Source organism: Bradyrhizobium sp. ISRA442, assembly GCF_038085055.1.
Lineage (GTDB): Bacteria > Pseudomonadota > Alphaproteobacteria > Rhizobiales > Xanthobacteraceae > Bradyrhizobium.
On the sequence record NZ_JALGCN010000039.1, the window covers coordinates 12,838 to 34,769 of the forward strand.

Consider the following 21,932-nt stretch of genomic DNA (forward strand, 5'->3'; position numbering starts at 1 on the left):
GTCACACCCGCTCGATGCGCACGGCGCATTTCTTGAAATCGGTTTGCAGCGAGATCGGATCAGTGGCGTCCAGCGTCACCTTGTTGATCAGCTTGGACTCGTCGAACCACGGCACGAACACCAATCCGCGCGGCGGCCGGTCGCGGCCCCGGGTCTCGACGCGGGCTCGGATATAGCCGCGGCGCGAGACCACCTTCACCTCGTCGCCGCGGCGGAGTTTTGCGTCCTGGGCGTCGTCGGGATGCATGAAGCACACGGCTTCGGGGAACGCCTTGTAGAGCTCGGGCACGCGGCGCGTCATGGTGCCGGAGTGCCAGTGCTCCAGCACGCGGCCGGTCGAGAGCCAGTAGGGATAGTCGTTATCAGGCGATTCCGCCGCGGGCTCGAAAGGAAGCGCGAAGATGCGCGCCTTGCCGTCCGGGTAGCCGTAGAACTGCACGTCGGTGCCCTGCTTGACGTAGGGATCGCTGCCCTCGCGGAAGCGCCACTTCGTCTCCTGGCCGTTGACCACCGGCCAGCGCAGGCCGCGCTCGCGGTGATAGCTCTCGAACGGCGCGAGGTCGTGGCCGTGGCCGCGGCCGAAGGAGGCGTATTCCTCGAACAGGCCTTTCTGCACGTAGAAGCCGAACGCTTTGGATTCGTCGTTGGCGTAGCCTTCCTCGATCTCGGAGGTCGGAAATTTGTCGACTTGCCCGTTCCTGTACAGCACGTCGAACAGCGTCTTGCCGCGATAGTCCGGCTTCTTGACGATCAGCTCCTCGGGCCACACCTCCTCGATCTTGAAGCGCTTGGAGAACTCCATGAGCTGCCAGAGATCGGATTTGGATTCGCCCGGTGCCGTGACGAGCTGGTGCCAGAACTGGGTGCGTCGCTCGGCATTGCCATAGGCGCCTTCCTTCTCCACCCACATCGCGGTCGGCAGGATGAGGTCGGCGGCGAGCGCCGTCACCGTCGGATAGGCATCCGAGACCACGATGAAGTTGTCGGGGTTGCGGAAGCCAGGATAGGTCTCCTCGTTGATGTTGGGACCTGCCTGCAGGTTGTTGTTGACCTGTACCCAATAGGCGTTGAGCAGACCGTCGCGCAGCATCCGGCTTTGCAGCACGGCGTGATAGCCGGGCTTGTCGGGAATGGTGCCCTCGGGCAGCTTCCAGATGTGCTCCGCCTTGTCGCGGTGCTCCTTGTTGGTGACGACCATGTCGGCCGGCAGGCGGTGCGAGAAGGTGCCGACCTCGCGCGCGGTGCCGCAGGCCGAGGGCTGGCCCGTCAGCGAGAACGGGCTGTTGCCGGCCGACGAGATCTTTCCGGTCAACAGATGGATGTTGTAGACGAGGTTGTTGCACCAGACGCCGCGGGTGTGCTGGTTGAACCCCATCGTCCAGAACGAGACCACCTTGGTCTTGGGATCGGCATAGAGCTCGGCGAGCGCCTCGAGGCGATTGAGCGGCACGCCGGACATCTTTGCCGCTTTCTCCAGCGTGTAGTCCGACACGAATTTTGCGAACTCCTCGTAGCTCATCTCGGTGGAGTCGTTGGCCTTGGCCGCACCGGTCGCCTTCTTCTGCAGCGGATGGTCGGGCCGCAGGCCATAACCGATGTCGGTCTGGCCACGCCTGAACACGGTATGCGCGGCGACGAAGTCCTTGTTGACGCGGCCGGTCTTGATGATGTGGTTGGCGATCGCGTTGAGGATGTAGAGATCGGTCTGCGGCACGAACACCATGCCGATATCGGCGAGGTCGAACGAGCGGTGCTCGAAGGTCGAGAGCACGGCGACACGGACATGCGGCGCGGACAGCCGGCGGTCGGCCACGCGCGTCCACAGGATCGGGTGCATCTCCGCCATGTTGGAGCCCCACAGCACGAAGGCGTCGGTGGCTTCGATGTCGTCATAGCAGCCGGCCGGCTCGTCGATGCCGAAGGTGCGCATCATGCCGGCGACCGCCGAGGCCATGCAGTGGCGCGCATTGGGATCGATGTTGTTGCTGCGGAAGCCGGCCTTGTAGAGTTTCGAGGCAGCGTAGCCTTCCCAGATCGTCCACTGGCCGGAGCCGAACATGCCGACGCCGCTCGGGCCGCGCTTTTTCAGCGTGTCCTTCCACTTCTCGGCCATGATGTCGAAGGCTTCGTCCCACGAGACGGGCGTGAAGTCGCCGTTCTTGTCGTACTTGCCGTTCGTCTTGCGCAGCATCGGCTGCGTCAGCCGGTCGTGGCCGTACATGATCTTGGAGAGGAAGTAGCCCTTGACGCAGTTGAGGCCGCGACTGACCTCGGCCTTGATGTCGCCATGGGTGGCGACGACGCGGTTGTCCTTGGTCGCGACCATCACCGAGCAGCCGGTGCCGCAGAAGCGGCAGGCGGCCTTATCCCATTTCAATTCGGATGCGTCGCGCTCGGAGACGAGATTGGCGGCGAGAGCTGGCGCCGGCATTCCTGCGGCGGCGGCCGCGATTGCGGCGGCCTCGAGCTTCAGCATCTGGCGGCGGTCGAGCTTGGGCGACGTCATGATGGCTCTCCCGGCCTTAAACCGTTTCGATGGCGTGAAAGACGAGTGCCGCGGAGTAGACGTGCGGCAGCGATTGGATGGTGTTGAGGATTGTGCCGAGGCTGCCGGCGTCGGGTGCTTCGGTCACCACGACAAGCTTGCCGCGCGCATCGCGGCCGTGGATCTCGCAGCCGGGGAGCGCAGTGATTTCGGCCTCGAGCTCGGCGAGGTGGTCGGGGCGCGCCTGCACCAAAATGCTGGCAATCTCGCCGCCCGGCGGCGGCACGATGCGCTCGGCAGTGAGCACCCGGCCGGTGATCAATGCGCGGCGGTTGAGGGTCATGTGGGCCATGATGCCTGTCTTTCGCTTGGGGAATTCAATGCGGGGGCGGCGGGCCGGGAGGCCCTGCGAACATCTGGTAGATCCAGACGGCGAGGCCGTAGGAGCCGACCGTTCCCACTGCGAGGACGGGCATCACGACCGCGGTCAGGAACAGGAACGCAAAGATTTCCATGCGCCGGCGGCGCAAACGCCCAGTCGTGTCGTCGCCAGGGGCCGACATATTCGGTCTCTCTTGCAGTGATGAGAATCTGGACGGCATCCGGGCCGTTACCTTGCAGAGTCTCAGATTAGGCAAGCCGAGCGTTGCCAACCTTGACATGGATCAAGGCTGATTGCACCACCTAAGTGGTTGCCGGTTCCAATCGTTTACTTAAAGTTGTTGGGCTGGATTGAACGTTGTCAGACCAAATTGAGCAAGTGCGAGCGTCCCGTGCGGCGGAATTGCACCGGCATGGACAGCGCTCGCTCGTTCTCTAGAATGCCGGCAACAAAAATAATCTTGGGAGAGCTGCGTCATGAAGTTCGGCATCTTCTACGAGCTGCAACTGCCACGGCCGTGGGTGGCGGGCGACGAGCTCAGGCTCTACCAGAACGCACTCTCGCAGATGGAACTCGCCGACAGCCTCGGCTACGACCACGCCTGGGTCGTCGAACATCACTTCCTCGAGGAATATTCGCACTCGCCCTCGCCGGAGTCCTTCCTCGCCGCCGCCAGCCAGCGCACGCAGAGGATCAGGCTCGGTCATGGCATCCTCCAGCTCACCACCAACCATCCCGCGCGCGTCGCCGAGCGAGTCGCGGTGCTCGATCTGCTCTCGAACGGCCGCTGCGAATTCGGCATGGGCGAGAGCGCATCCATCACCGAGCTCGAGCCGTTCGCCCGCGACATGGAGTCCAAGAAGGAGGTGTTCGAGGAGGCCGTGCGCGCGATCTTCCCAATGTTCAAGGACGGCGGCAGCGAGCATCACGGCAAGTATTTCGACATCCCCTTGCGCAACGTCGTGCCCAAACCGGTGCAGAAGCCGCATCCGCCGCTGTGGATGGCGTGCTCGCAACTGCCGACCATCGAGCGCGCCGGCCGCCATGGCTTCGGCGCCCTGGGCTTCCAGTTCGTCAGCGCCGATGCCGCGCATGCCTGGGTGCATGCCTATTACAACGCCATGACCAAGCGGCTGCACAAGCTTGCCGACTACGAGATCAACCCGAACATGGCGCTGGTGTCGTTCTTCATGTGCGCCAAGACGGACGAGGAGGCACGTGCCCGCGCCGATGGCGCCACCTTCTTCCAGTTCGCGCTGCGCTTCTATGGTGCCTCACAGAACCGCCAACGTCCCGCGCCCGGCACCGTCAACATGTGGGACGAGTACAACAAGTGGAAGCGCGACAATCCGGAGGCGCAGGAGGCCGCGCTGCGCGGCGGCCTGATCGGCTCGCCCGAGACGATCCGCAAGAAGCTCAAGCGTTTCCAGACCTCGCATATCGACCAGGTGATCCTGCTCAACCAGGCCGGCAAGAACAGCCACGAGCACATCTGCGAATCGCTCGAGTTGTTCGCCCGCGAGGTGATGCCGGAGTTCCAGAACGACCCGGAGCAAGCCACTTGGAAGCAGGGCGTGATGAGCGGCGCGATCAAGCTCGAGGAAATCGACACAGAGGCCTTCACCGACCGCTACGGCAAGCTCGCCATCAACGTCGCGCCGGCGAAAGTGGCGGCTGGGTAGGGCGCGTCTAGCGGCATGGGCCCCGGCTCAGCAGCGCAGCGCCGGGACCCACGCGGCAGGTGAGGGCGACGCCTTCCGATGCGCCGCCCTTGCTGGTATCTTCAGCCAAAAGAATGTTTGGCGGAGGAAAGCAATGCGGTCTCAGGCGGTGCCCGCAAATCCGGCGGCTGGCGATGTTACGCCGGCGGTGCTCGCCATCGGCCGCCCCGATTTTCCAAGGATCCTCATCGACACGCTGCGCCGGCAGGCCGGGGTCGGCCATTGCATGGTGTTTGCGCTGACGCGCACGGGCGCGGCGCGCTGCCTGCTCGATGCCGGCAACATCCCGATCGGCGGCGACCTCGGCGCGGCCTATGCCGGCCAGTTCCACGAATCCGATCCCAATCGCGATGCGCTGTTCGAAGGCGAGGAAAGCGCGCCGATCGTGCTGCCGTCCTTTGCGCCGCGCATGTATGGCGCGCGTTACCGCAAGATCTTTTTCAACGATTCCGGGATCGTCGACAAATGTGCGACCGCGATCTGGGTCGACGACACCTGCTTCTATGTCAATTTCTATCGCATCGCGTCCCAGGGCCGCTTCAGCGCGGCGCAGCTCGCGCGTCTTGAGACCATCTCACCGGCGATCGGCGCGAGCGTGGCGCGCCATTTCCAGCACGGCACGACGGCAACGCCGGACCAGGCCCTTGCCACGTTGTTTGCGACGTGCGCGCCGCTCGCCAGCCTCACGCCGCGGGAGCGGGAGGTCTGCCGCCGCATCCTCCTCGGCTTCAGCTCCGAGGCGATCTCGCAAGGACTGGGCATCAGCCTGCACTCGACCCTGACCTACCGCAAGCGTGCCTATGAGCGGCTCGGCATCTCCTCGCAGAACGAACTATTCTCGATCGTGCTGAGCCTGCTCGCTGGGCCTCATGGCCTGAACTGAGGGGATTCTAAGTCCGCGATACCTCCTTCCGAAAGCACAGCGGATAGGCAGCCCGCCGGCCAGGATCGTCGCCTTTTGACCCTAAGCCGATGTAGCTCTTGCCCGCACACGACAGTATATGTTCGGCAGAATCGCACGGGAGCACACCATGCACATCACGATTGCCGGTTCGGGCAATGTAGGCCGTGCGCTGGCGGGCGGATGGCTCAAGACCGGCCATCGCGTGACGTTCGCGACGCGCGACGTGGCCGGCGACAAAGCCGCAGAGCTAAGAGAGCAGGGTTTTGGCGTTGTCCTCCTGAACGATGCTGCAACCAGTACCGATGTGATTGTGCTCGCGGTCCCCTGGGCCGCCGTCGAGGCGACGATAAGATCGCTGGGTGACGTCGCCGGCAAAGTGTTGATCGACACGACCGATCCTCTCAAATCCGGAAGGGAGCTTGCGATCGGATTTGGCGATTCAGGCGGCGAGACCGTAGCGCGGCTTGCGCCGAGCGCGCGCGTCGTCAAAGCATTCAGCACCACGGGCTCCCGCAACATGGCAGACAGCAACTATCCCGGTGGAAAGCTGATGATGGCACTCGCCGGCGACGATACGCCCGCCAAGCAGATCGTCATGGCGCTTGTCGCAGACCTCGGTTTCGACCCGATCGACACCGGCCCACTGGCCATGAGTCGCTACCTTGAGCCGTTGGCAATGCTGTGGATCAACCTCGCTTACACGCAGCAGCTCGGACCGAATATCGGGTTCGCGCTGCTGCGAAGATGAAGAACCGATCTGGTCTGACGAAATGGCGACCCGAGCTGTCATTTCGGCAAATCGATCGCGAGGAAACGATCGGCCAGGACTGATCGGTAGGTCCCCTTCTGGCCCTTAGCAGTCTTCCGTCTCAGGCCCCAGAATGTCGGCTGTCGGACTGAGAGCGGGTCAAGGTCGGAGCGTGTTCGCTCCGCCGGGCGATTCGGACCTCGACGCGTTCCGCGAGGAGAAGCGCGTCGTCCACGTCGCTACCTCAATATCAAGCGGTACTCGCAATTTTTATGTTGCCGAACAAGAGTTCGGCGTTAACCACCGCTAACGGTTCCCGTCTGAGCGAAATCGCTTCGAAGTTTCTTAAATTTTGCTGGGTACCTCTTCCGGGCATAGTGATCTTGGGGAAAGACATGAGTAAGCGGGCCAAACGTCGAAAGGCAGAGACGCTCGCAATACCAATGGCCGCGAGAGTTGCAATTGGCGCCGTGGCCGTCGCCATCGTGGGGTACAGTTTGCTGGCTCGCCCGAGCGTGCAACCGAACCGAAAACCGTCCGCGCTACAAGCCCAGGCGTCGTCAACTCCGGTTTACGTGTCAACTCCAGTTCGTGCATCAGCGCCAGTTCCGGCTCCCATTCCGGCCCCGGCGCCTCTGGTCGAACCGCCAAAAGCCGGTGCTGGCGTTCCCGGCGCATTTGTCCGGCAGGTGGTTGACTACGCCAGCCACCAGGCGCCGGGCACCGTGATCATCGATACCGGAAACACATTCCTTTATTTCGTTTTGAACGACAGGCAAGCGATGCGTTACGGCATCGGTGTTGGCCGCGAAGGTTTCACATGGTCCGGTGAGCAGACTGTGGCCCGTAAAGCAGAATGGCCGGATTGGCATCCGCCTGTGGAGATGGTCTCGCGTCAGCCTTATCTGCCGCGGTTTATGGCAGGCGGTCCCACCAACCCGCTCGGCGCTCGGGCGATGTATCTCGGCGAGACCGAATATCGAATTCACGGCACCAACAACCCCGATACGATCGGGAAGCGGGTTTCGTCCGGCTGTATCCGGCTGACCAATGAGGACGTCACAGACCTTTATGAGCGGGTGAAAGTCGGAGCGAAAGTGATCGTGCTTCCGGCAGCCGCTGCCCGTCGACCGTCCCAGGGAGCGCCGCCCGACGCCGCTTTCCGGTTGCCGGACCCTGCATCGCCGTCGAAGCGGCCCTTGGCGGCTAACGCGCAGATGCTGTCATCCGGACCGAAGATCGCCGAGGCCCAGTAACTCAGCCCTCCGTCCTCGGACTTATGAACACACGTCCCAATTCCGCCTGTCCCTATCGCTAGGGACAGACTGCGGCGCCGCAGTGCGATAGTCTGGCCTTAAGGATACAACGATCCAGGGGAGACCGCCTTGAGCACCGCGCCGCGCATCGACATCGACCCGGCCTCGTTCTGGGCCGATCCCTATCCGATGCTCGCGAGGATGCGACAGGAGGCGCCGATCGCCTTCGTGCCGCAGCTCGGCTCGACGCTGCTGGTGAGCCGCGACGACATCTCGATTTCCGAGAAGCAGATCGACGTGTTCTCCTCGCATCAGCCGCAGGGGCTCATGAACAGGCTGATGGGCCACAACATGATGCGCAAGGACGGCGAGGCGCATCAGGTCGAGCGGCGCGCGTTCTTTCCCGCGGTGTCGCCGAGGACGGTGAAGGCGCACTGGACCGCGCAGTTCCAGGCTCATGCCGACCGCATCATGGATAGGATCGAGCCGGGCGCACGGATCGACTTCATGGCCGACTTCGCGCTGCCGTTCTCCGGCGAATGCCTGAAGTCGATCACCGGCCTTACCAATATCGGCTTTGCCGAGATGGATGCCTGGTCGCAAGGCATGATCGAGGGCATCGCCAACTACACCGGCGATCCCGCGGTCGAGGCGCGCTGCCATGCGGCGACCGCCGGCATCGATGCCGCGATCGACGACATGCTGCCTGTGATGCGCAAGCATCCCGACCAGAGTCTGCTCGGCTTCCTCCTCGCATCGGGCATGCCGATGGAGAGCGTGCGCGCCAACGTCAAGCTCGCGATCTCCGGCGGCCAGAACGAACCGCGCAAGGCGATCGCCGGCACGGTCTGGGCGCTGCTGACCCATCCCGAGCAGCTCGATCTCGTGCGCAAGGGCGAGGTGTCTTGGCTCCAGGCCTTCGAGGAATATGCCCGCTGGATCTCGCCGATCGGCATGTCGCCGCGGCGCATCGCGAAGCCGTGGACCATCCGCGACGTGTCGTTCGAGCTAGATGAGCGCGTGTTCCTGATGTTCGGTTCGGCCAACCGCGACGAGAAGCATTTCGAGCGCGCCGACCAGTTCGACGTGCGACGAGACGTCTCCAAGAGCGTGGCCTTCGGCGCCGGCCCTCACTTCTGCGCCGGCGCCTGGGCCTCGCGTGCCATGATCGCGGACGTCGCGCTGCCGACCGTGTTCGCACGCGCCAGCTGGATCGAGATCTCAGGCGACGAACCCGTGCGCATCGGCGGCTGGGCCTTCCGCGGCCTGCTCAATCTGCCGGTGAGATGGCTGCAGTAGGTCGCAAAGGGATCTGCGCTCGCAACAACGGGACTGAGGCACGCGCTCGCCACAGTCTTGCTGTCATCGCCCGCCTAGTGCGCACTTGCGCACTGGGGCGGGCGATCCAGTACGCCGCGGCAGTCGTGTGGAACGTTTAACGTCTCTGGAATACTGGATTCCCCGCTTTCGCGGGGAATGACGACGGTTGATGAGGCAGTACTATGCCGACCATCACGAGGCGCGGCGAGAGCGGACCCCACTCCACGCGGCATGATGACATCATGCTGGTGTTTTGCCCGACGTGTCAAACGGCTTCGGAAAATGCGTATGCCATGAGCAGACGGCCCATCGGCTACTTTGCATGGGGTTGTTTTCGATATTTTTGTAATCCGGTCGCCCGGACCCTCGGGCCGAACTGGTTTCTTCGTGATTCCAAGCGCTCCCATCACGCGCTCGTGCAATGCGCGCGACCGTCACATTCGCGTGCAGAAAATTTCTCTCTGCATTCGCTCCGCCGCTTGAAACATTAGTCATGCGCGCAGCCGCGTGCGCAGTGCGCGCATCGCTATTTTTCCGCGCGTCTCGACACCTTCGCCAAGCCACACCATCATTCTCGCAATGCGAATGAATGACGGCCGCGCGCGGCCGGGAGTGTTGAATGCAACGTCGGGACTTTCTCAAGCTATCTGTCGGAACAGCAGCTATCGCTGCGTTCGCCTCGCGCACGAAGGCGCAAGGCGCCGTGAAGGAAATTCGTATCGGCTACCAGAAGAACGGCGTGCTGGTCATCACGCGCCAGCAGGCCGCATTGGAAAGACATTTCGCCCCGCAAGGCGTTGAGGTGAAATGGGTCGAGTTCTCCTCGGGTCCGCCGATGATGGAGGCGATGAATGTCGGCGGCGTCGATTATGGCGCGGTCGGCGATTCCCCACCGGTGTTCGCCCAGGCTGCGGGCGCCGCGATGGTTTATGCCGCAGGCCAGCCCATCACCAACGGCCAGGGCATCCTGGTGCCGAGGGATTCGCCGATCCGCTCGATCGCTGAGCTGAAAGGCAAGCGCATCGGCTTCACCAAGGGCTCCAGCGCCCACAACATCGTCGTGCAGACGCTGGAGAAGGCTGGTCTCACCTATGCCGACATCACGCCGGTGTATCTGGCGCCGCCGGACGCCGGCCCCGCCTTTGCCAATGGCAGCATCGACGCCTGGGCGATCTGGGATCCCTACTTCGCGATCGGCGAGACCAAGCAGAACGGCCGCATCCTGATCAATGCGCGCGAGGTCACCAAGACCAATTCCTTCTACATCGCCAACCGCGATTTCGCGAAGAATCACGGGCCCATCCTGCAACAAATCGTCGACGTGACGACCGCGACCGCAAAATGGGCCGAACAGCACCGTGACGAGGTCGCGAAATCGCTGGCCGCTGTGACCGGCATCCCCTTGGACATCCAGACCATCGCCGCCAACCGCTCGGCCTTCGTGGTCGGCCCCGTCACCGACGACATCGTTGCGACCCAGCAGGGCGTTGCCGATCGCTTCTACAAGCTCGGCCTGATCCCGAAGCCGATCGCGATCCGTGACATCGTCTGGCGCAGCACGGCGACCTGATCGTGCCGACCAGCCTTCCCACGCACAAGGGTTTGAACATGAGGCGTATCATCCAGCGTCTGATCGCGGCTATCGTCCTGTCGATCGGCATCGTCGCCGCCGCGGTCGGCACGTCCTTCGGCCAGGACAAGGTCGTTCGCATCGGTTATCAGAAATACGGCAAGCTGGTGCTGTTGAAGAGCAAAGGCACGCTGGAGCCGAAGCTCGCGGCCGAAGGCTACAAGGTGGTGTGGACCGAATTTCCGTCGGGCCCGCCGCTGCTTGAAGCGCTCAATGTCGGCGCGATCGATTTCGGCAACACCGGCGAAGCGCCGCCGATCTTCGCGCAGGCCGCCGGCGCGCCGATTCAGTATGTCGCCTATGAGCCGCCGGCGCCGAAGGGTGAGGCGATCCTGGTGCCGAAGGACAGTCCGCTGAAATCGGTCGCCGATCTCAGGGGCAAGAAGGTGGCGCTGAACAAGGGTTCGAACGTCCACTATCTCCTGGTCAAGGCGCTGGAGCAGGCGGGCGTCAAATATTCGGAAATCGAGCCGGTGTTTCTGGCGCCGGCCGATGCGCGCGCCGCCTTCGAGCGCGGCGCGGTCGATGCCTGGGTGATTTGGGATCCGTTCCAGGCGGCGGCGGAAGCCGCAACTGGTGCGCGCACGCTCACCGACGGCAGCAACATCGTCTCGAACTACCAGTTCTATTTCTCCTCGAAGAAATTCCTCGAGGCGGGCCCGAAGATCGTCGACGCCGTGCTCGCCGAGCTGAGCGCGGTCGACGACTGGGCCAAAGGCGACATCCATGCCGTCGCCGAGCAGCTCGCCCCGTCCATCGGACTGTCGGTGCCCGTGGTCGAGGTGGCGCTCAAGCGCCAGTCCTACGGCATCAGGCCGATCACGGATACGGTCGTCGCCGATCAACAGCAGGTTGCCGACGCATTCCTCGCGCTCAACCTGATCCCGAAAGCAATCAAGATTTCCGACGTGGCGCGGAGGCCAGGATCATGAGCAAGAGCATGAGCAAGCAAGCTGACGCTGACATCCTCTGGTTCCTGCCGACCCACGGCGACGGCCGTTATCTCGGCACTGCGACCGGCGGACGCGAGGTCAACTTCAACTACCTTCGCCAGATCGCGCAGGCCGCCGACCAGCTCGGCTATTTCGGCGTGCTGCTGCCGACGGGGCGAAGCTGCGAGGATTCCTGGATCGTCGCCTCCAGCGTCGCGCCGTTCACCGAGCGTCTGCGCTATCTCGTGGCGGTCAGGCCCGGGCTGCAATCGCCGAGCGTCGCCGCGCGCATGACGTCGACGCTCGACCGCATCACAAACGGCCGGCTGCTGATCAACGTCGTCACCGGCGGCGATCCCGTCGAGAACAAGGGCGACGGCATCTTCCTGCCCCATGACGAGCGCTACGAGGTCACCCGGGAATTCCTGAACGTCTATAGCGACCTGCTCGCGGGCAAGACGGTGAATGTCGAAGGCAAGCACATCCGGATCGAGGATGGGCGGCTGCTGTTTCACCCCGTGCAGTCGCCGCGGCCGCCGCTCTATTTCGGCGGCTCATCGGATGCCGGCATCGACGTTGCCGTCGACACTGTCGACAAGTACCTCACCTGGGGCGAGCCGCCAGCGCAGGTCGCCGAGAAGATCGCGAAGGTGAGGGAAGTTGCAGCCCCCCGCGGCCGCAAGCTCTCCTTCGGCATCCGCCTTCACGTTGTCGTCCGCGAGACCAACGAGGCTGCATGGCGGGCGGCCAACGAGCTGATCAAGCATGTCAGCGACGAGACCATCGCGGCGGCGCAGAAGAACTTTGCGCGCATGGATTCCGTCGGCCAGCAACGCATGGCGCAGCTCCACGGCGGCAAGCGCGACAAGCTCGAGATCGGCCCGAACCTGTGGGCCGGCGTCGGCCTGGTGCGCGGCGGCGCCGGCACGGCCCTGGTCGGTGACGCCCAGACGGTGGCTGCGCGCATCAAGGAGTATCAGGAGATCGGCATCGATACCTTCATCATGTCGGGCTACCCGCATCTCGAAGAGGCCTATCGCTTCGCCGAGCTGGTCTTCCCGCTGCTTTCGCTCGAGCACGGCAGCAATGTGACGCGGCTGCATCCCAACAACGGTCCGTTCGGCGAGACCATCGGCAACGATTACCGGCCGCACAAACAGGCATCGCAATCATGAGCCTCATCGACAGTATCTCGCTTCCGCGTGGCGTTCGCCTGCCGCGCGCGGGCGGCCTGATCCAATGGATCGCGCCGCTCGGCATCATCGCGATCTGGCAGGCGGCCAGCGTCACCGGCTTCGTGCCGACGCGGGTGTTGCCGGCGCCGAGCGACGTCGTGCTGGCGGGGTGGAAGCTGCTGCTCTCCGGCGAGCTCGTCCGCAACATCTGGGTCTCGTTCTGGCGCGCCTCGATCGGCTTTCTGATCGGCGGCAGCATCGGCTTCGCCTTTGGCCTTGCCAACGGCCTGTCGCAGCTCTCGGCAAAGCTCACCGACACCACGCTGCAGATGGTGCGCAACGTGCCTCATCTGGCGCTGATCCCGCTCGTCATCCTCTGGTTCGGCATCGACGAGAGCGCAAAGCTGTTCCTCGTGGCGTTGGGGGTGTTCTTCCCGGTCTACCTCAACACGTTGCACGGGATCCGCACCGTCGACCCCCAGCTCATCGAGATGGGCCGCATCTACGGCATGACCGACGGCGAGTTGTTCCGCCGGGTGATCTTCCCGGGCGCACTGCCCTCGATCTTCGTCGGCATCCGCTTCGCGCTCGGCATCATGTGGCTGACCCTGATCGTTGCCGAGACGATCGCAGCCTCCTCGGGCCTCGGCTACATGGCGATGCAGGCGCGCGAGTTCATGCTGATCGATGTCGTCGTGCTGTCGATCCTGATCTACGCCCTGCTCGGCAAGCTCGCCGACAGCGCCTCCCGCGTGCTGGAGCGTCTGACGCTCGCCTGGCACCCTGCCTCCCAGAAACGTTGAGAGTGACATGCAGACAGCCCTTCGTACCTCCCTTCCCGAAACCGAACTCGCAAGCCGCGCCAATTTCGCACCAACGGCCCGCGTCGCACGCGAGGAGCGGCCGGCGCATGCGAGCGGCCTGCCGCTCAGCATCCGCGGTTTGCGCAAATCCTTCGGCGAAAATGAAGTGTTGCGCGACATCGACCTGCATATTCCCGCCGGCCAGTTCGTCGCGATCGTGGGAAAGAGCGGCTGCGGCAAGAGCACGCTGCTGCGCCTGATTGCCGGCCTGGAGACAATCGACGCCGGCAGCATCAGCTTCGGCGATGAAATTCGGCCCGAAGACATCCGCGTGATGTTCCAGGAGCCGCGGCTGCTGCCGTGGGCGCGCGTGCTCGCCAATGTCGAGGTCGGCCTCGGCCGCGACCGCGCCTCCATCGACGCGCAGCCGCGGGCCGAGAAGGCACTGGGCGAGGTCGGGCTTGCCGATAAGCGTGGCCAGTGGCCCTCGGTGCTGTCGGGTGGACAGAAGCAGCGCGTCGCGCTGGCGCGCGCGCTCGTCTCGCGTCCGCGCGTACTCGCCTTCGACGAGCCGCTCGGCGCACTCGATGCGCTGACCCGCATCTCGATGCAGCGGCTTTTGGAGCGCGTCTGGCGCGATCAGGGCTTTACCGCGATCCTGGTCACCCATGACGTCTCGGAAGCGGTCGCGCTGGCCGATCGGGTGCTGGTGATCGAGGAGGGCCGCATTGCCCATGACGTCTTGGTTAACGCAGCCCGGCCGCGCCAGCGTGGCTCGGTCGAGCTTGCGGGCCTCGAAGGCTCGATCCTGAACCACCTTTTGTCGGCGGACGATCGTACCTAAATGTACGGAGACCCCGCTTCGGGGAGCATGCCATGAATGTAGTTCCCCGCGATCTCATGACCGAAACTCCCGTCTCGTTCGCCGATTTCCGCGGCGCCATGCGCCACCTCACCGGCGGCGTCAGCGTCATCACCGCCGGACGCGGGAAGGACGTCACCGGCATGACGGTGACCTCGGTGACCTCGCTCACGGTCGATCCGCCGACGCTGCTCGTCAGCATCAATCGCGACGCGTCCTCGTTCCCGCTGATCCGGCGTCACGGTGCCTTCGGTGTAAACATTCTCAATGCCGACCAGCTCGACATCGCCGAACGCTTCGCCGGCAAGGGCGGGCTGAAGGGCGCCGATCGCTTCGCCGGCGCCCAGTGGGTGACGGGCGTCTCGGGGGTTCCGCTGCTGGCCGGCGCATTGTCGGCATTTGATTGCGAAGTCGAGGAGATCCTCGAACGGCACTCGCACGGCATCGTCATCGGCCGTGTCAGGCACATCAGGAGCTCCACCCGCAGCGCCGCGCTGGCCTATTGGCACGGCCAATATGTGGCGGTCGATCACGACGAGGACGCGGCAAAGCTTGCTGACGTCAGCGTTCCCGCGCGCGGCCGGCGCGGCATTTGATCACCGGAGCAAGGCTGGCCTTTTCCCCGTCATCGCTCTAGAAGCGCTGCCTTAAGCCTTCCCGCTGGAAGGCATGGGAGCGGAACGATGAAGCGCGTGGCGACCTGGGCCTTCTACGCCATCGGCGCGCTGGCGATCGCCTATCTCGCGCTCTATGCCTATGCGACCTTCCGCGGCCAGCCCATCATTCCCGGCGACCCTATCCACATCTTCCGCAAGCCGGACGCGCCGAGTTATTCGTGATCTCGTAGGGTGGGTTAGCCGACCACGTCCGCCGTAGCTCCACGAGCGAAGGCGGAAGGCGTAACCCACCACTGTCTATTTCGGCGGAAACCAAAGAGGTGGGTTACCACCCTACGAACTCAACTCCGCAAAATCGCCAGCGCCAGCGCCTGCGCGCGCGGGACGATGCTGTCCAGCTCGAGATATTCCTCCGGCGTATGCGCAAGGCCGCCCACCGGCCCGAGGCCGCAGATGGTCGGCGTGCCGACCGCCGCCGTAAAACCGGAATCGGCGCAGCCGCCGGAGAACTCGCCCTGCAGCGTGGTGAGGCCGACCTCTCTCGCCGCCGCCTGGTAGCCTTCGAACAGCGCCTTGGAGTCCTCGCTCTGAACCGCCGGCAGGAATTCGCCCTTGACCGTCAGCACGGCGCTGGTGCCGGGCACGTAAGGCGTGGCCATGATCCGTTCGATCTCGGCCATCACCTTGGCACGATCGGCAGGATCGATGTAGCGCAGGTCGATCTGGCCTTCCGCATAAGGCGCCGTGGTGTTGACGGACTGGCCGCCAGCGACCAGGCCGACATTCAGCGTGATGCCCTTGGTGAGATCGGTCAGCGCGTGGATCTGGACGATCTTGTGCGCGAGCTCGCCGATCGCGCTGACGCCGGCGGCGAAGTTGGCGCCGGAGTGCGCGGCTTTGCCGGTGATGCCGAAATGCATGAAGATGCCGCCCTTGCGGCTGGTGACGATATTGCCGGTCGGACGGCCCGGCTCGGAATTGTAGACCGCGCGCGCGGCGCGTCCCTCGCGCTCGATCACCGGGCGCGACGAGGGCGAGGCGATCTCCTCGTCAGAGGTGATCAGCACCTTGATCGGATGCGGGCTGCCGCCGAATTTCTGGAAGGCCGCGGCCACGAACACATTCATGACGAGGCCGGCTTTCATGTCGGCGACGCCGGGACCGTAGGCGCGCTTGTCCCGAATCGTGAACGGGCGCCGTGTGGCCTCGCCCTTGGAGAAGACCGTGTCGCGATGGCCCATCAACAGCACCGGCTTCTCGTTGCTGCCGGGTTTGGCGACCTCTGCATGGATCGCATCGCCGAACGTGCCGTGGCTTTCCCGCCAGGTGGAAATGCCGTGCTCGGAAAAATGCCGCTCGAACCGCGCGCCGACCGCATCGACACCTTCCTTGTCGTAGGATCCGGAATCGATGTTCACGACGTCGCGCAACAGATCGATCATCGCCTGCCGCTGCGACGCCAGCCATTCCGTGATTCGAGCCTCAGACATTGTCACCTCGCGTGGTTCTCGCCTGCGCTTATAGGGTGTCCCTCGCGCCCGACCTAGTCGCCGAATGCGGCTCGGCTATGCTGTCGATCCGCGGGTTTGGACGCACAATGCTCCTCCAACGTTGTCCTGGCTTTCGTCAGGACGACACCGTGGGTGTGGCCGATGTGGTCGCCCACAATAAGAATGCCCGGGACTTGGGCCCGGGCATTCGCAGCTTAGAATATTCGCTGTAGCCGCCTCACGCCCCCACCATGGGCATGCGCGGATATTCGCCGGGCGTGCCGGCGGGCGGGATCGGGATGCCGCCGTCGGCGTATTCGTTGAGCTTGTTGCGCAGCGTGCGGATGGAGATGCCGAGGATGTTGGCGGCATGGGTCCGGTTGCCGAGGCAGTGCTTCAGCGTCTCCAGGATCAGGTCGCGCTCGACGTCGGCCACCGTGCGTCCCACCAGCGCCCGCGTCACCTGCTCGGCCGCCATCGTCGCATGGGCCACGGCGGGCGCGGTCCTGGCGATGTCGAGGCGGTCGCCGTCCGGCGTAATGATGGCATCAGCCCCGATCTCGTCGCCCTGCGCCATCAGCACCGCGCGGTGCATGGTGTTTTCGAGCTCGCGGACGTTGCCCTGCCAGCGGTTGGTGGAGAGCACGCGGCGCGCGTCCGCCGAGATCGGGCGCAGCGGCACGCCGTTGGCGTCCGCATATTTCTTCACGAAATGCTGGGCGAGTTCGAGAATGTCGGCCGGACGCTCCCGCAGCGGCGGGATCTTCAGGTTGACGACGTTGAGGCGGAACAGGAGATCCTCGCGGAAGGTGCCTTCGCGCACCGCCTCCGCCAGATTGCGGTTCGAGGTCGCGATGATGCGGATGTCGACCGGCACCGGCCGGGTGCCGCCGACGCGGTCGATCACGCGCTCCTGAATGGCGCGCAGCAGCTTCGACTGCAGGCGGACGTCCATCTCGGAGATTTCGTCGAGCAGCAGCGTGCCGCCTGTCGCCTCCTCGAACTTGCCGATGCGGCGCGCGACCGCGCCGGTGAAGGCGCCCTTCTCGTGTCCGAACAGTTCGGACTCCAGGAGATGCTCGGGGATCGCGGCGCAGTTGATCGAGATGAACGGACGCTTGGCGCGCGCCGAGCGCATGTGGACGTAACGGGCCAGTACTTCCTTGCCGGTGCCGGATTCGCCGGTGATCATCACCGAGGCGTCGGAGCCGGCGATCTGCTGGGCGAGCTTGATCACACGCGCCATGGCGTCGTCGCGGTAGACGAGTTCGCGGGAATCGTTGGCGACCGCTGCAAGCACCGCGGCGATCAGCTCGGGCTCCGGCGGCAGCGGAATGTATTCCTTGGCCCCGGCATGGATCGCGGCGACCGCGGCGCGGGCGTCGTTGGTGATGCCGCAAGCGACGATCGGAGCGTGGATGTGCTCGGCCTCGAGCCGCATCACGAGGTCGCGGATGTCGAGGGCCACATCGACCAGCAGCAGGTCGGCGCCCTTGCCGCCGCGCAGGACGCGCATGGCCTGCTCGTGATCCTCGGCGTGGGTCACGGTGGCGCCGTTCTCCATCGCGATCTTGGTTGCGGTGGTGAGCTGGCCCTTCAGTGTGCCAACGATGAGAAGCCGCATGTCAGTCTCCTGTCCGTCTGTCCGCGCTGCCGCGCGCTATTCCCTGCGATTTTCGCTGCAGCATGATCCGGAAAAGGGCGTGTCCGTGTTCCGAAGGGATCATGCTCAAAACAATCAACCTCGTTCGGTCTTGATGATTTCGGTCATAGTCACGCCGAGCTTATCTTCGACCAGCACCACCTCGCCGCGGGCGACTAGGCGGTTGTTGACGTAGATATCGATGGCCTCGCCGACGCGGCGGTCGAGCTCGAGCACGGTGCCGGGCCCGAGCTTCAGCAGCTCGCCGACATCCATCTTGGAGCGGCCGAGCACGGCCGAAACCTGCACCGGCACGTCGAACACCGCCTCGAGGTCGGCGGCGACGCGGGCCGCGTATTCGTCCTCGTTGTAGCCGACATCGGCGCCGGCCGGCGCCATCGGGCCGTTGAGATCGGGCAGCGGGACCTGTCCGTCGGTGTCGCTCATGGTTTAATTCCCCCTGCGGGACGCGATATAGCGTCCGGCCAGTTCGTCGACCTTGGCCGCGATGGCACCGCGGTCCAGCACGACGCCGCCATCGGCCCATTCGATCCGGCAGTCGCCGGTCGCAATCTCGGGCTCGGCCAGTATCACCAGCCGCCCTTCGAAACCGCTCTGCTTGGCGAGCCGTTCGATCTTCTCGCGTGCGCTGTCGTAGAGCGCGTCGTTAATGCGGACGACGAGATGCGGCGTCGCGACCAGGTGCGAGAAGCAGTCGCGCACCACCGCCATGATCTCGCCGAGCGGCTCGGCCGCGACCAGCTCGGCGCACAGCTTGCGCGCCACGGCCACCGCGACGTCGACCGCCTCGGTCTCCATCCTGGCCTCGATGCTGCCGATGCCGGAGGCGATGTTCCTGATCGCGATGTTGATCTCTTCCATCGCGAGCGCGACGCGGCGGTCGCTCTCCGCCTTGGCCTCGCGCTGACCGGCGGCGAAGCCGTCCTGGTAGGCGCGCGCCTCGGCTTCCGCGACCTTCTGGGCGATCTCGGCGGCCGACGCGGCCTTCTCCCGCGTCCGGTCGGGCGCGGCGAAGTCGGTGTCGAACAGGAATTTCGCGGGTGCCGCCATCAGTACACCAGCTCGTCGTCGGCGCGGTTCTTGGTCAGCATGATCTCGCCCTTGGCGGCGAGGTCTTTGGCGAGGTTGACCAGCAGCGCCTGCGCCTCGTCGACGTCGCGCAGCCGGACCGGGCCCATCGCCGCCATGTCGTCCTGGAGCATCTTGGCTGCGCGGGAGGACATGTTACCGAAGAAGAAGTTGCGGACATCCTCGTTGGCGCTCTTGAGCGCGACGCCGAGCTTGTCCTTGTCGACGTTGCGCATCAATGTCTGGGCCGAGCCGGAATCGAGCTTCACGAGATCGTCGAAGGTGAACATCAGCGCCTTGATGCGCTCGGCCGATTCCCGGTTTTCCTCTTCCAGCGAGGTGATGAAGCGGGTTTCGGTCTGGCGGTCGAAATTGTTGAAGATCTCGGCCATCACCTCGTGGGCGTCGCGGCGGCGGGTCTGCGACAGGTTGGACATGAATTCGGTGCGCAGCGTCTTCTCGACACTCTCAATCACCTCCTTCTGCACCGCCTCCATCTTCAGCATGCGACCGACGACGTCGAGCGCGAGCTCCTCGGGCAGGATGCCGAGCACGCGCGCGGCGTGCTCCGGCTTCAGCTTCGACAGCACGACCGCAATGGTCTGCGGATATTCGTTCTTCAGGTAGTTGGCGAGAACCTCTTCCTGCACGTTGGAGAGCTTCTCCCACATGTTGCGCCCCGCAGGGCCGCGGATCTCGTCCATGATGCCGTTGACGCGCTCCGGCGGCAGGTACTGCTGCAGCAGCCGCTCGGTGGCGTCGAAATTGCCCATTAGCGCGCCCGATGCCGACATGCGCGAGACGAATTCGAGCAGCATGTCCTCGACCGTGTCGACCTCGACGGTGCCGAGCGTCGACATCTCCAGCGAGAGCTGGCGCACCTCCTCGTCGTCGAGCAGCGACCAGATCTTGCCGCCATACTGCTCGCCCAGCGCCAGCATCAGGATCGCGGCGCGCCGCGGTCCCGGCAATTGCGCAGTCGCAGGGCCGCCCGCACGGCTGCCGGCGCGGGCACCCAGCGTCGAGATCACGCTGGTGATGTCTTGCGAGTTGGCGTTTTGCAAGGAGGCGGCCATGTCAATTCACTCGGATCATTTCGCGGGTTCGGTCAGCCACTGGCGGATGATGGCGACGGTTTCGTTGGGATTGCGCTCGGCGAGCTCGCCGACGCGATGAACGGACTGGGCGTGGACCTGGCCCTGGATCGTGGCGACATCGATCGCGCTCGCGGTGGCGCTGCCGCCCGGCAGCAGCGCCTGGCCGCCCGCGGTCGGCGCTGCCTCGTCACCGGCGGGGCCGGCGAGCACGCCGCTGATGGCGGCAGCGACTTCGTCGGAGGCCAGGATGCGTTTGACCAGCGGACGGATCACCATGAACATCACGACGAGGCCGAGCAGCATCATCACGCCGAGCTCGACGAAGTACATCACGTCGTCCTTGGTGAACTGCAGCATGCCGAGGAAGCCGCCGGGTTCGCCGATCGGGGCGGTGGAGGGCGCATCGGCAAAGCGCAGGTTGACGACCTCGACCTGGTCGCCGCGCCTCTGGTCGAAGCCGATCGCCGAGCGGACCAAAGTGGCGATGCGGTCGAGCTGCTCCTTGGTGCGGTCCTGGTAGACGAGCTCGCCCTTCTCGTTCTTGGAGTAGATGCCGTCGACCAGCACCGCGACCGAGATGCGGTTGACGCGGCCGGCTTCCGTCACCTCGGTCTTGGTGGTGCGGGAGATCTCGTAATTGTTGGTCTCTTCGGTCTTCTTGCTCTGGTCCTTCGCCGTAGCGCCGCTGTTCTGCTGGTTGCCCGGCAGCTCGTTGTTGACGGTGACCTGGCCGTTATTGTCGGCGGTGAGGCTCGATTCCTCGCGGGTCTGGCTCGAGCGCAGCACGCGCCCTTCCGGATCGAACTTGTCCGAGGTCTGGGTGATCTTGTTGAAGTCGAAATCGGCGGAGAGCTGCACACGGGCGCGCCCCGAACCGACCACGGAGGACACGATGTCCTCGACCTGCTTGCGCATCCGCTTCTCGAAGGCGGCGCGGCGCTCGTCGCCGACGGTCTGATCCGCATCGGTGGCGGCGCCGTCGGCCAGGAGTTGGCCGGATTCGTCGACGATCGAGACCCGCTGCGGCTTCAGCCCGTTCACCGCGGAGGCGACGAGGTGGCGGATGGCGCGGATCTGCTGCGCTTCGAGCGCGCCGCGCACCCGCAGCACGATCGAGGCGGACGGCTCCGGCGCCTCGCGCGAGAACAGCGGACGCTCGGGCAGCACGAGATGGACGCGGGCCGCCTGGATGCGATCGATGGCGCGGATGGTACGGGCGAGCTCGCCTTCCAGCGCGCGCAGGTGATTGATGTTCTGGACGAAGCTGGTGGTGCCGAGCGCATCCGACTTGTCGAACACCTCGTAGCCGACGCCGCCACCCTTGGGCAGGCCGCCTTCGGCGAGCTTCATCCGCAGCCGGGTGACCTTGTCCTTGGGCACCATGATGATGCTGCCTTCATTGCGCAGCTCGAACTGGATGCCCTGGCGTTCCAGATCCTTGATAATGCTCGAGGAATCCTCGACGCTGAGATCGGTGAACAGCGTCGTCATCTGCGGCGTGGTGACGCGCATGATGACGAAGGCGAAAAAGCCAATGAGCGCGGCGGTGACTGCAATCATCGCCGCGAATCGCGCCGCGCCCAGACCCTTCAGGAAGTCAACCAGACCTTGCAAGCAACCGCCCCGACAGATTCGATCCGCATTCCCGAGCGGTCGACTGGGCAATTATTGCCTAGGTGATGGTTTCGATATGGTTAACGAAGATTAAGAGGTCGGACAAAAGTGGCGACATGAAAAAAATCGACCTCGCGGGGCGAGGCCGATTTTTGTCAAAAGCCG

At 64.6% G+C, this 21,932-nt stretch carries 21 protein-coding genes; 12 read left to right on the forward strand and 9 right to left on the reverse strand.

Annotated elements, in window-relative coordinates; translation table 11 throughout:
• Position 1 precedes the first annotated feature (1 nt).
• The 3 genes from napA to napE are packed head-to-tail and all read right to left on the reverse strand — an operon-like array spanning position 2 to position 3,048.
• Positions 2–2,506, reverse strand: coding sequence for a nitrate reductase catalytic subunit NapA (napA, locus tag MTR72_RS38890; RefSeq protein WP_280966613.1), 2,505 nt, complete (start codon positions 2,504–2,506; stop codon positions 2–4).
• Between the two features lie 16 nt (positions 2,507–2,522).
• The gene (locus tag MTR72_RS38895; protein WP_280966612.1) at positions 2,523–2,837 is read right to left on the reverse strand and encodes a chaperone NapD; all 315 of its coding nucleotides are present in this window, start codon (positions 2,835–2,837) and stop codon (positions 2,523–2,525) included.
• Between the two features lie 25 nt (positions 2,838–2,862).
• A complete protein-coding gene (napE, locus tag MTR72_RS38900; RefSeq protein ID WP_027553314.1) occupies positions 2,863–3,048 on the reverse strand; it encodes a periplasmic nitrate reductase, NapE protein in 186 nt (61 codons plus the stop codon).
• 295 nt (positions 3,049–3,343) lie between these two features.
• Between napE and MTR72_RS38905 the strand changes: the two genes are divergently transcribed.
• The 12 genes from MTR72_RS38905 (at position 3,344) to MTR72_RS38960 (ending at position 15,057) form a co-directional block, all read left to right on the forward strand.
• Positions 3,344–4,549: an LLM class flavin-dependent oxidoreductase gene (locus MTR72_RS38905; RefSeq protein ID WP_280966611.1), complete on the forward strand. Its 1,206-nt coding sequence runs from the start codon at positions 3,344–3,346 to the stop codon at positions 4,547–4,549.
• A gap of 133 nt (positions 4,550–4,682) precedes the next feature.
• A complete protein-coding gene (locus tag MTR72_RS38910) occupies positions 4,683–5,471 on the forward strand; it encodes a helix-turn-helix transcriptional regulator (RefSeq protein ID WP_280966610.1) in 789 nt (262 codons plus the stop codon).
• A 148-nt stretch (positions 5,472–5,619) separates the two neighbouring features.
• Positions 5,620–6,240, forward strand: coding sequence for an NADPH-dependent F420 reductase (locus MTR72_RS38915; RefSeq protein WP_280966609.1), 621 nt, complete (start codon positions 5,620–5,622; stop codon positions 6,238–6,240).
• A gap of 395 nt (positions 6,241–6,635) precedes the next feature.
• Positions 6,636–7,496 (forward strand): L,D-transpeptidase, encoded by an 861-nt coding sequence (locus tag MTR72_RS38920; protein ID WP_280966608.1) that lies wholly within the window; start codon positions 6,636–6,638, stop codon positions 7,494–7,496.
• Between the two features lie 129 nt (positions 7,497–7,625).
• A complete protein-coding gene (locus MTR72_RS38925; protein WP_280966607.1) occupies positions 7,626–8,795 on the forward strand; it encodes a cytochrome P450 in 1,170 nt (389 codons plus the stop codon).
• A gap of 640 nt (positions 8,796–9,435) precedes the next feature.
• Positions 9,436–10,386: a sulfonate ABC transporter substrate-binding protein gene (locus tag MTR72_RS38930; RefSeq protein ID WP_280966606.1), complete on the forward strand. Its 951-nt coding sequence runs from the start codon at positions 9,436–9,438 to the stop codon at positions 10,384–10,386.
• Positions 10,387–10,424: 38 nt separating this feature from the next.
• Positions 10,425–11,378 (forward strand): sulfonate ABC transporter substrate-binding protein, encoded by a 954-nt coding sequence (locus tag MTR72_RS38935; protein ID WP_341512243.1) that lies wholly within the window; start codon positions 10,425–10,427, stop codon positions 11,376–11,378.
• A gap of 8 nt (positions 11,379–11,386) precedes the next feature.
• Positions 11,387–12,553: an FMNH2-dependent alkanesulfonate monooxygenase gene (ssuD, locus tag MTR72_RS38940; RefSeq protein WP_280966604.1), complete on the forward strand. Its 1,167-nt coding sequence runs from the start codon at positions 11,387–11,389 to the stop codon at positions 12,551–12,553.
• Positions 12,550–13,356, forward strand: a complete 807-nt coding sequence (gene ssuC, locus MTR72_RS38945) for an aliphatic sulfonate ABC transporter permease SsuC (RefSeq protein WP_280966603.1) — start codon at positions 12,550–12,552, stop codon at positions 13,354–13,356. The genes ssuD and ssuC overlap by 4 nt, the downstream gene beginning before the upstream one ends.
• A 7-nt stretch (positions 13,357–13,363) precedes the next feature.
• Entirely contained in the window at positions 13,364–14,200 is an 837-nt protein-coding gene (locus MTR72_RS38950) for an ATP-binding cassette domain-containing protein (protein ID WP_280966602.1), read from the forward strand.
• 32 nt (positions 14,201–14,232) lie between these two features.
• Entirely contained in the window at positions 14,233–14,814 is a 582-nt protein-coding gene (locus MTR72_RS38955; protein WP_280966601.1) for a flavin reductase family protein, read from the forward strand.
• Between the two features lie 87 nt (positions 14,815–14,901).
• Positions 14,902–15,057 carry a hypothetical protein gene (locus MTR72_RS38960; protein WP_280966600.1) on the forward strand — a complete coding sequence of 52 codons (156 nt, stop codon included), beginning with the start codon at positions 14,902–14,904 and terminating at the stop codon, positions 15,055–15,057.
• A 119-nt stretch (positions 15,058–15,176) separates the two neighbouring features.
• On the opposite strand, the gene MTR72_RS38965 is transcribed toward MTR72_RS38960, so the two are convergent.
• The 6 genes from MTR72_RS38965 to fliF all read right to left on the reverse strand — a co-directional run bounded on the left by MTR72_RS38965 (position 15,177) and on the right by fliF (position 21,767).
• A complete protein-coding gene (locus MTR72_RS38965; RefSeq protein WP_280966599.1) occupies positions 15,177–16,325 on the reverse strand; it encodes a M20 family metallopeptidase in 1,149 nt (382 codons plus the stop codon).
• 238 nt (positions 16,326–16,563) lie between these two features.
• The gene (flbD, locus tag MTR72_RS38970; protein WP_280966598.1) at positions 16,564–17,949 is read right to left on the reverse strand and encodes a sigma-54-dependent transcriptional regulator FlbD; all 1,386 of its coding nucleotides are present in this window, start codon (positions 17,947–17,949) and stop codon (positions 16,564–16,566) included.
• A 114-nt stretch (positions 17,950–18,063) separates the two neighbouring features.
• Positions 18,064–18,414, reverse strand: coding sequence for a flagellar motor switch protein FliN (fliN, locus tag MTR72_RS38975; RefSeq protein WP_280966597.1), 351 nt, complete (start codon positions 18,412–18,414; stop codon positions 18,064–18,066).
• A 3-nt stretch (positions 18,415–18,417) separates the two neighbouring features.
• Positions 18,418–19,038: a FliH/SctL family protein gene (locus tag MTR72_RS38980; protein ID WP_280966596.1), complete on the reverse strand. Its 621-nt coding sequence runs from the start codon at positions 19,036–19,038 to the stop codon at positions 18,418–18,420.
• Positions 19,038–20,132 (reverse strand): flagellar motor switch protein FliG, encoded by a 1,095-nt coding sequence (fliG, locus tag MTR72_RS38985; RefSeq protein ID WP_280966595.1) that lies wholly within the window; start codon positions 20,130–20,132, stop codon positions 19,038–19,040. Before fliG ends, MTR72_RS38980 begins: the two co-directional genes overlap by 1 nt.
• Positions 20,133–20,147: 15 nt before the next feature.
• Positions 20,148–21,767, reverse strand: coding sequence for a flagellar basal-body MS-ring/collar protein FliF (gene fliF / locus MTR72_RS38990; RefSeq protein WP_280966594.1), 1,620 nt, complete (start codon positions 21,765–21,767; stop codon positions 20,148–20,150).
• Positions 21,768–21,932 lie beyond the last annotated feature (165 nt).

What these genes read in the sequence shown, in the direction of transcription:
- napA (WP_280966613.1), bottom strand. Translation starts at nt 2,506, where the DNA reads ATGACGTCGCCCAAGCTCGACCGCCGCCAGATGCTGAAGCTCGAGGCC.
- MTR72_RS38895 (WP_280966612.1), bottom strand. Translation starts at nt 2,837, where the DNA reads ATGGCCCACATGACCCTCAACCGCCGCGCATTGATCACCGGCCGGGTG.
- napE (WP_027553314.1), bottom strand. Translation starts at nt 3,048, where the DNA reads ATGTCGGCCCCTGGCGACGACACGACTGGGCGTTTGCGCCGCCGGCGC.
- MTR72_RS38905 (WP_280966611.1), top strand. Translation starts at nt 3,344, where the DNA reads ATGAAGTTCGGCATCTTCTACGAGCTGCAACTGCCACGGCCGTGGGTG.
- MTR72_RS38910 (WP_280966610.1), top strand. Translation starts at nt 4,683, where the DNA reads ATGCGGTCTCAGGCGGTGCCCGCAAATCCGGCGGCTGGCGATGTTACG.
- MTR72_RS38915 (WP_280966609.1), top strand. Translation starts at nt 5,620, where the DNA reads ATGCACATCACGATTGCCGGTTCGGGCAATGTAGGCCGTGCGCTGGCG.
- MTR72_RS38920 (WP_280966608.1), top strand. Translation starts at nt 6,636, where the DNA reads ATGAGTAAGCGGGCCAAACGTCGAAAGGCAGAGACGCTCGCAATACCA.
- MTR72_RS38930 (WP_280966606.1), top strand. Translation starts at nt 9,436, where the DNA reads ATGCAACGTCGGGACTTTCTCAAGCTATCTGTCGGAACAGCAGCTATC.
- MTR72_RS38935 (WP_341512243.1), top strand. Translation starts at nt 10,425, where the DNA reads ATGAGGCGTATCATCCAGCGTCTGATCGCGGCTATCGTCCTGTCGATC.
- ssuD (WP_280966604.1), top strand. Translation starts at nt 11,387, where the DNA reads ATGAGCAAGCAAGCTGACGCTGACATCCTCTGGTTCCTGCCGACCCAC.
- ssuC (WP_280966603.1), top strand. Translation starts at nt 12,550, where the DNA reads ATGAGCCTCATCGACAGTATCTCGCTTCCGCGTGGCGTTCGCCTGCCG.
- MTR72_RS38950 (WP_280966602.1), top strand. Translation starts at nt 13,364, where the DNA reads ATGCAGACAGCCCTTCGTACCTCCCTTCCCGAAACCGAACTCGCAAGC.
- MTR72_RS38955 (WP_280966601.1), top strand. Translation starts at nt 14,233, where the DNA reads ATGAATGTAGTTCCCCGCGATCTCATGACCGAAACTCCCGTCTCGTTC.
- MTR72_RS38960 (WP_280966600.1), top strand. Translation starts at nt 14,902, where the DNA reads ATGAAGCGCGTGGCGACCTGGGCCTTCTACGCCATCGGCGCGCTGGCG.
- MTR72_RS38965 (WP_280966599.1), bottom strand. Translation starts at nt 16,325, where the DNA reads ATGTCTGAGGCTCGAATCACGGAATGGCTGGCGTCGCAGCGGCAGGCG.
- flbD (WP_280966598.1), bottom strand. Translation starts at nt 17,949, where the DNA reads ATGCGGCTTCTCATCGTTGGCACACTGAAGGGCCAGCTCACCACCGCA.
- fliN (WP_280966597.1), bottom strand. Translation starts at nt 18,414, where the DNA reads ATGAGCGACACCGACGGACAGGTCCCGCTGCCCGATCTCAACGGCCCG.
- MTR72_RS38980 (WP_280966596.1), bottom strand. Translation starts at nt 19,038, where the DNA reads ATGGCGGCACCCGCGAAATTCCTGTTCGACACCGACTTCGCCGCGCCC.
- fliG (WP_280966595.1), bottom strand. Translation starts at nt 20,132, where the DNA reads ATGGCCGCCTCCTTGCAAAACGCCAACTCGCAAGACATCACCAGCGTG.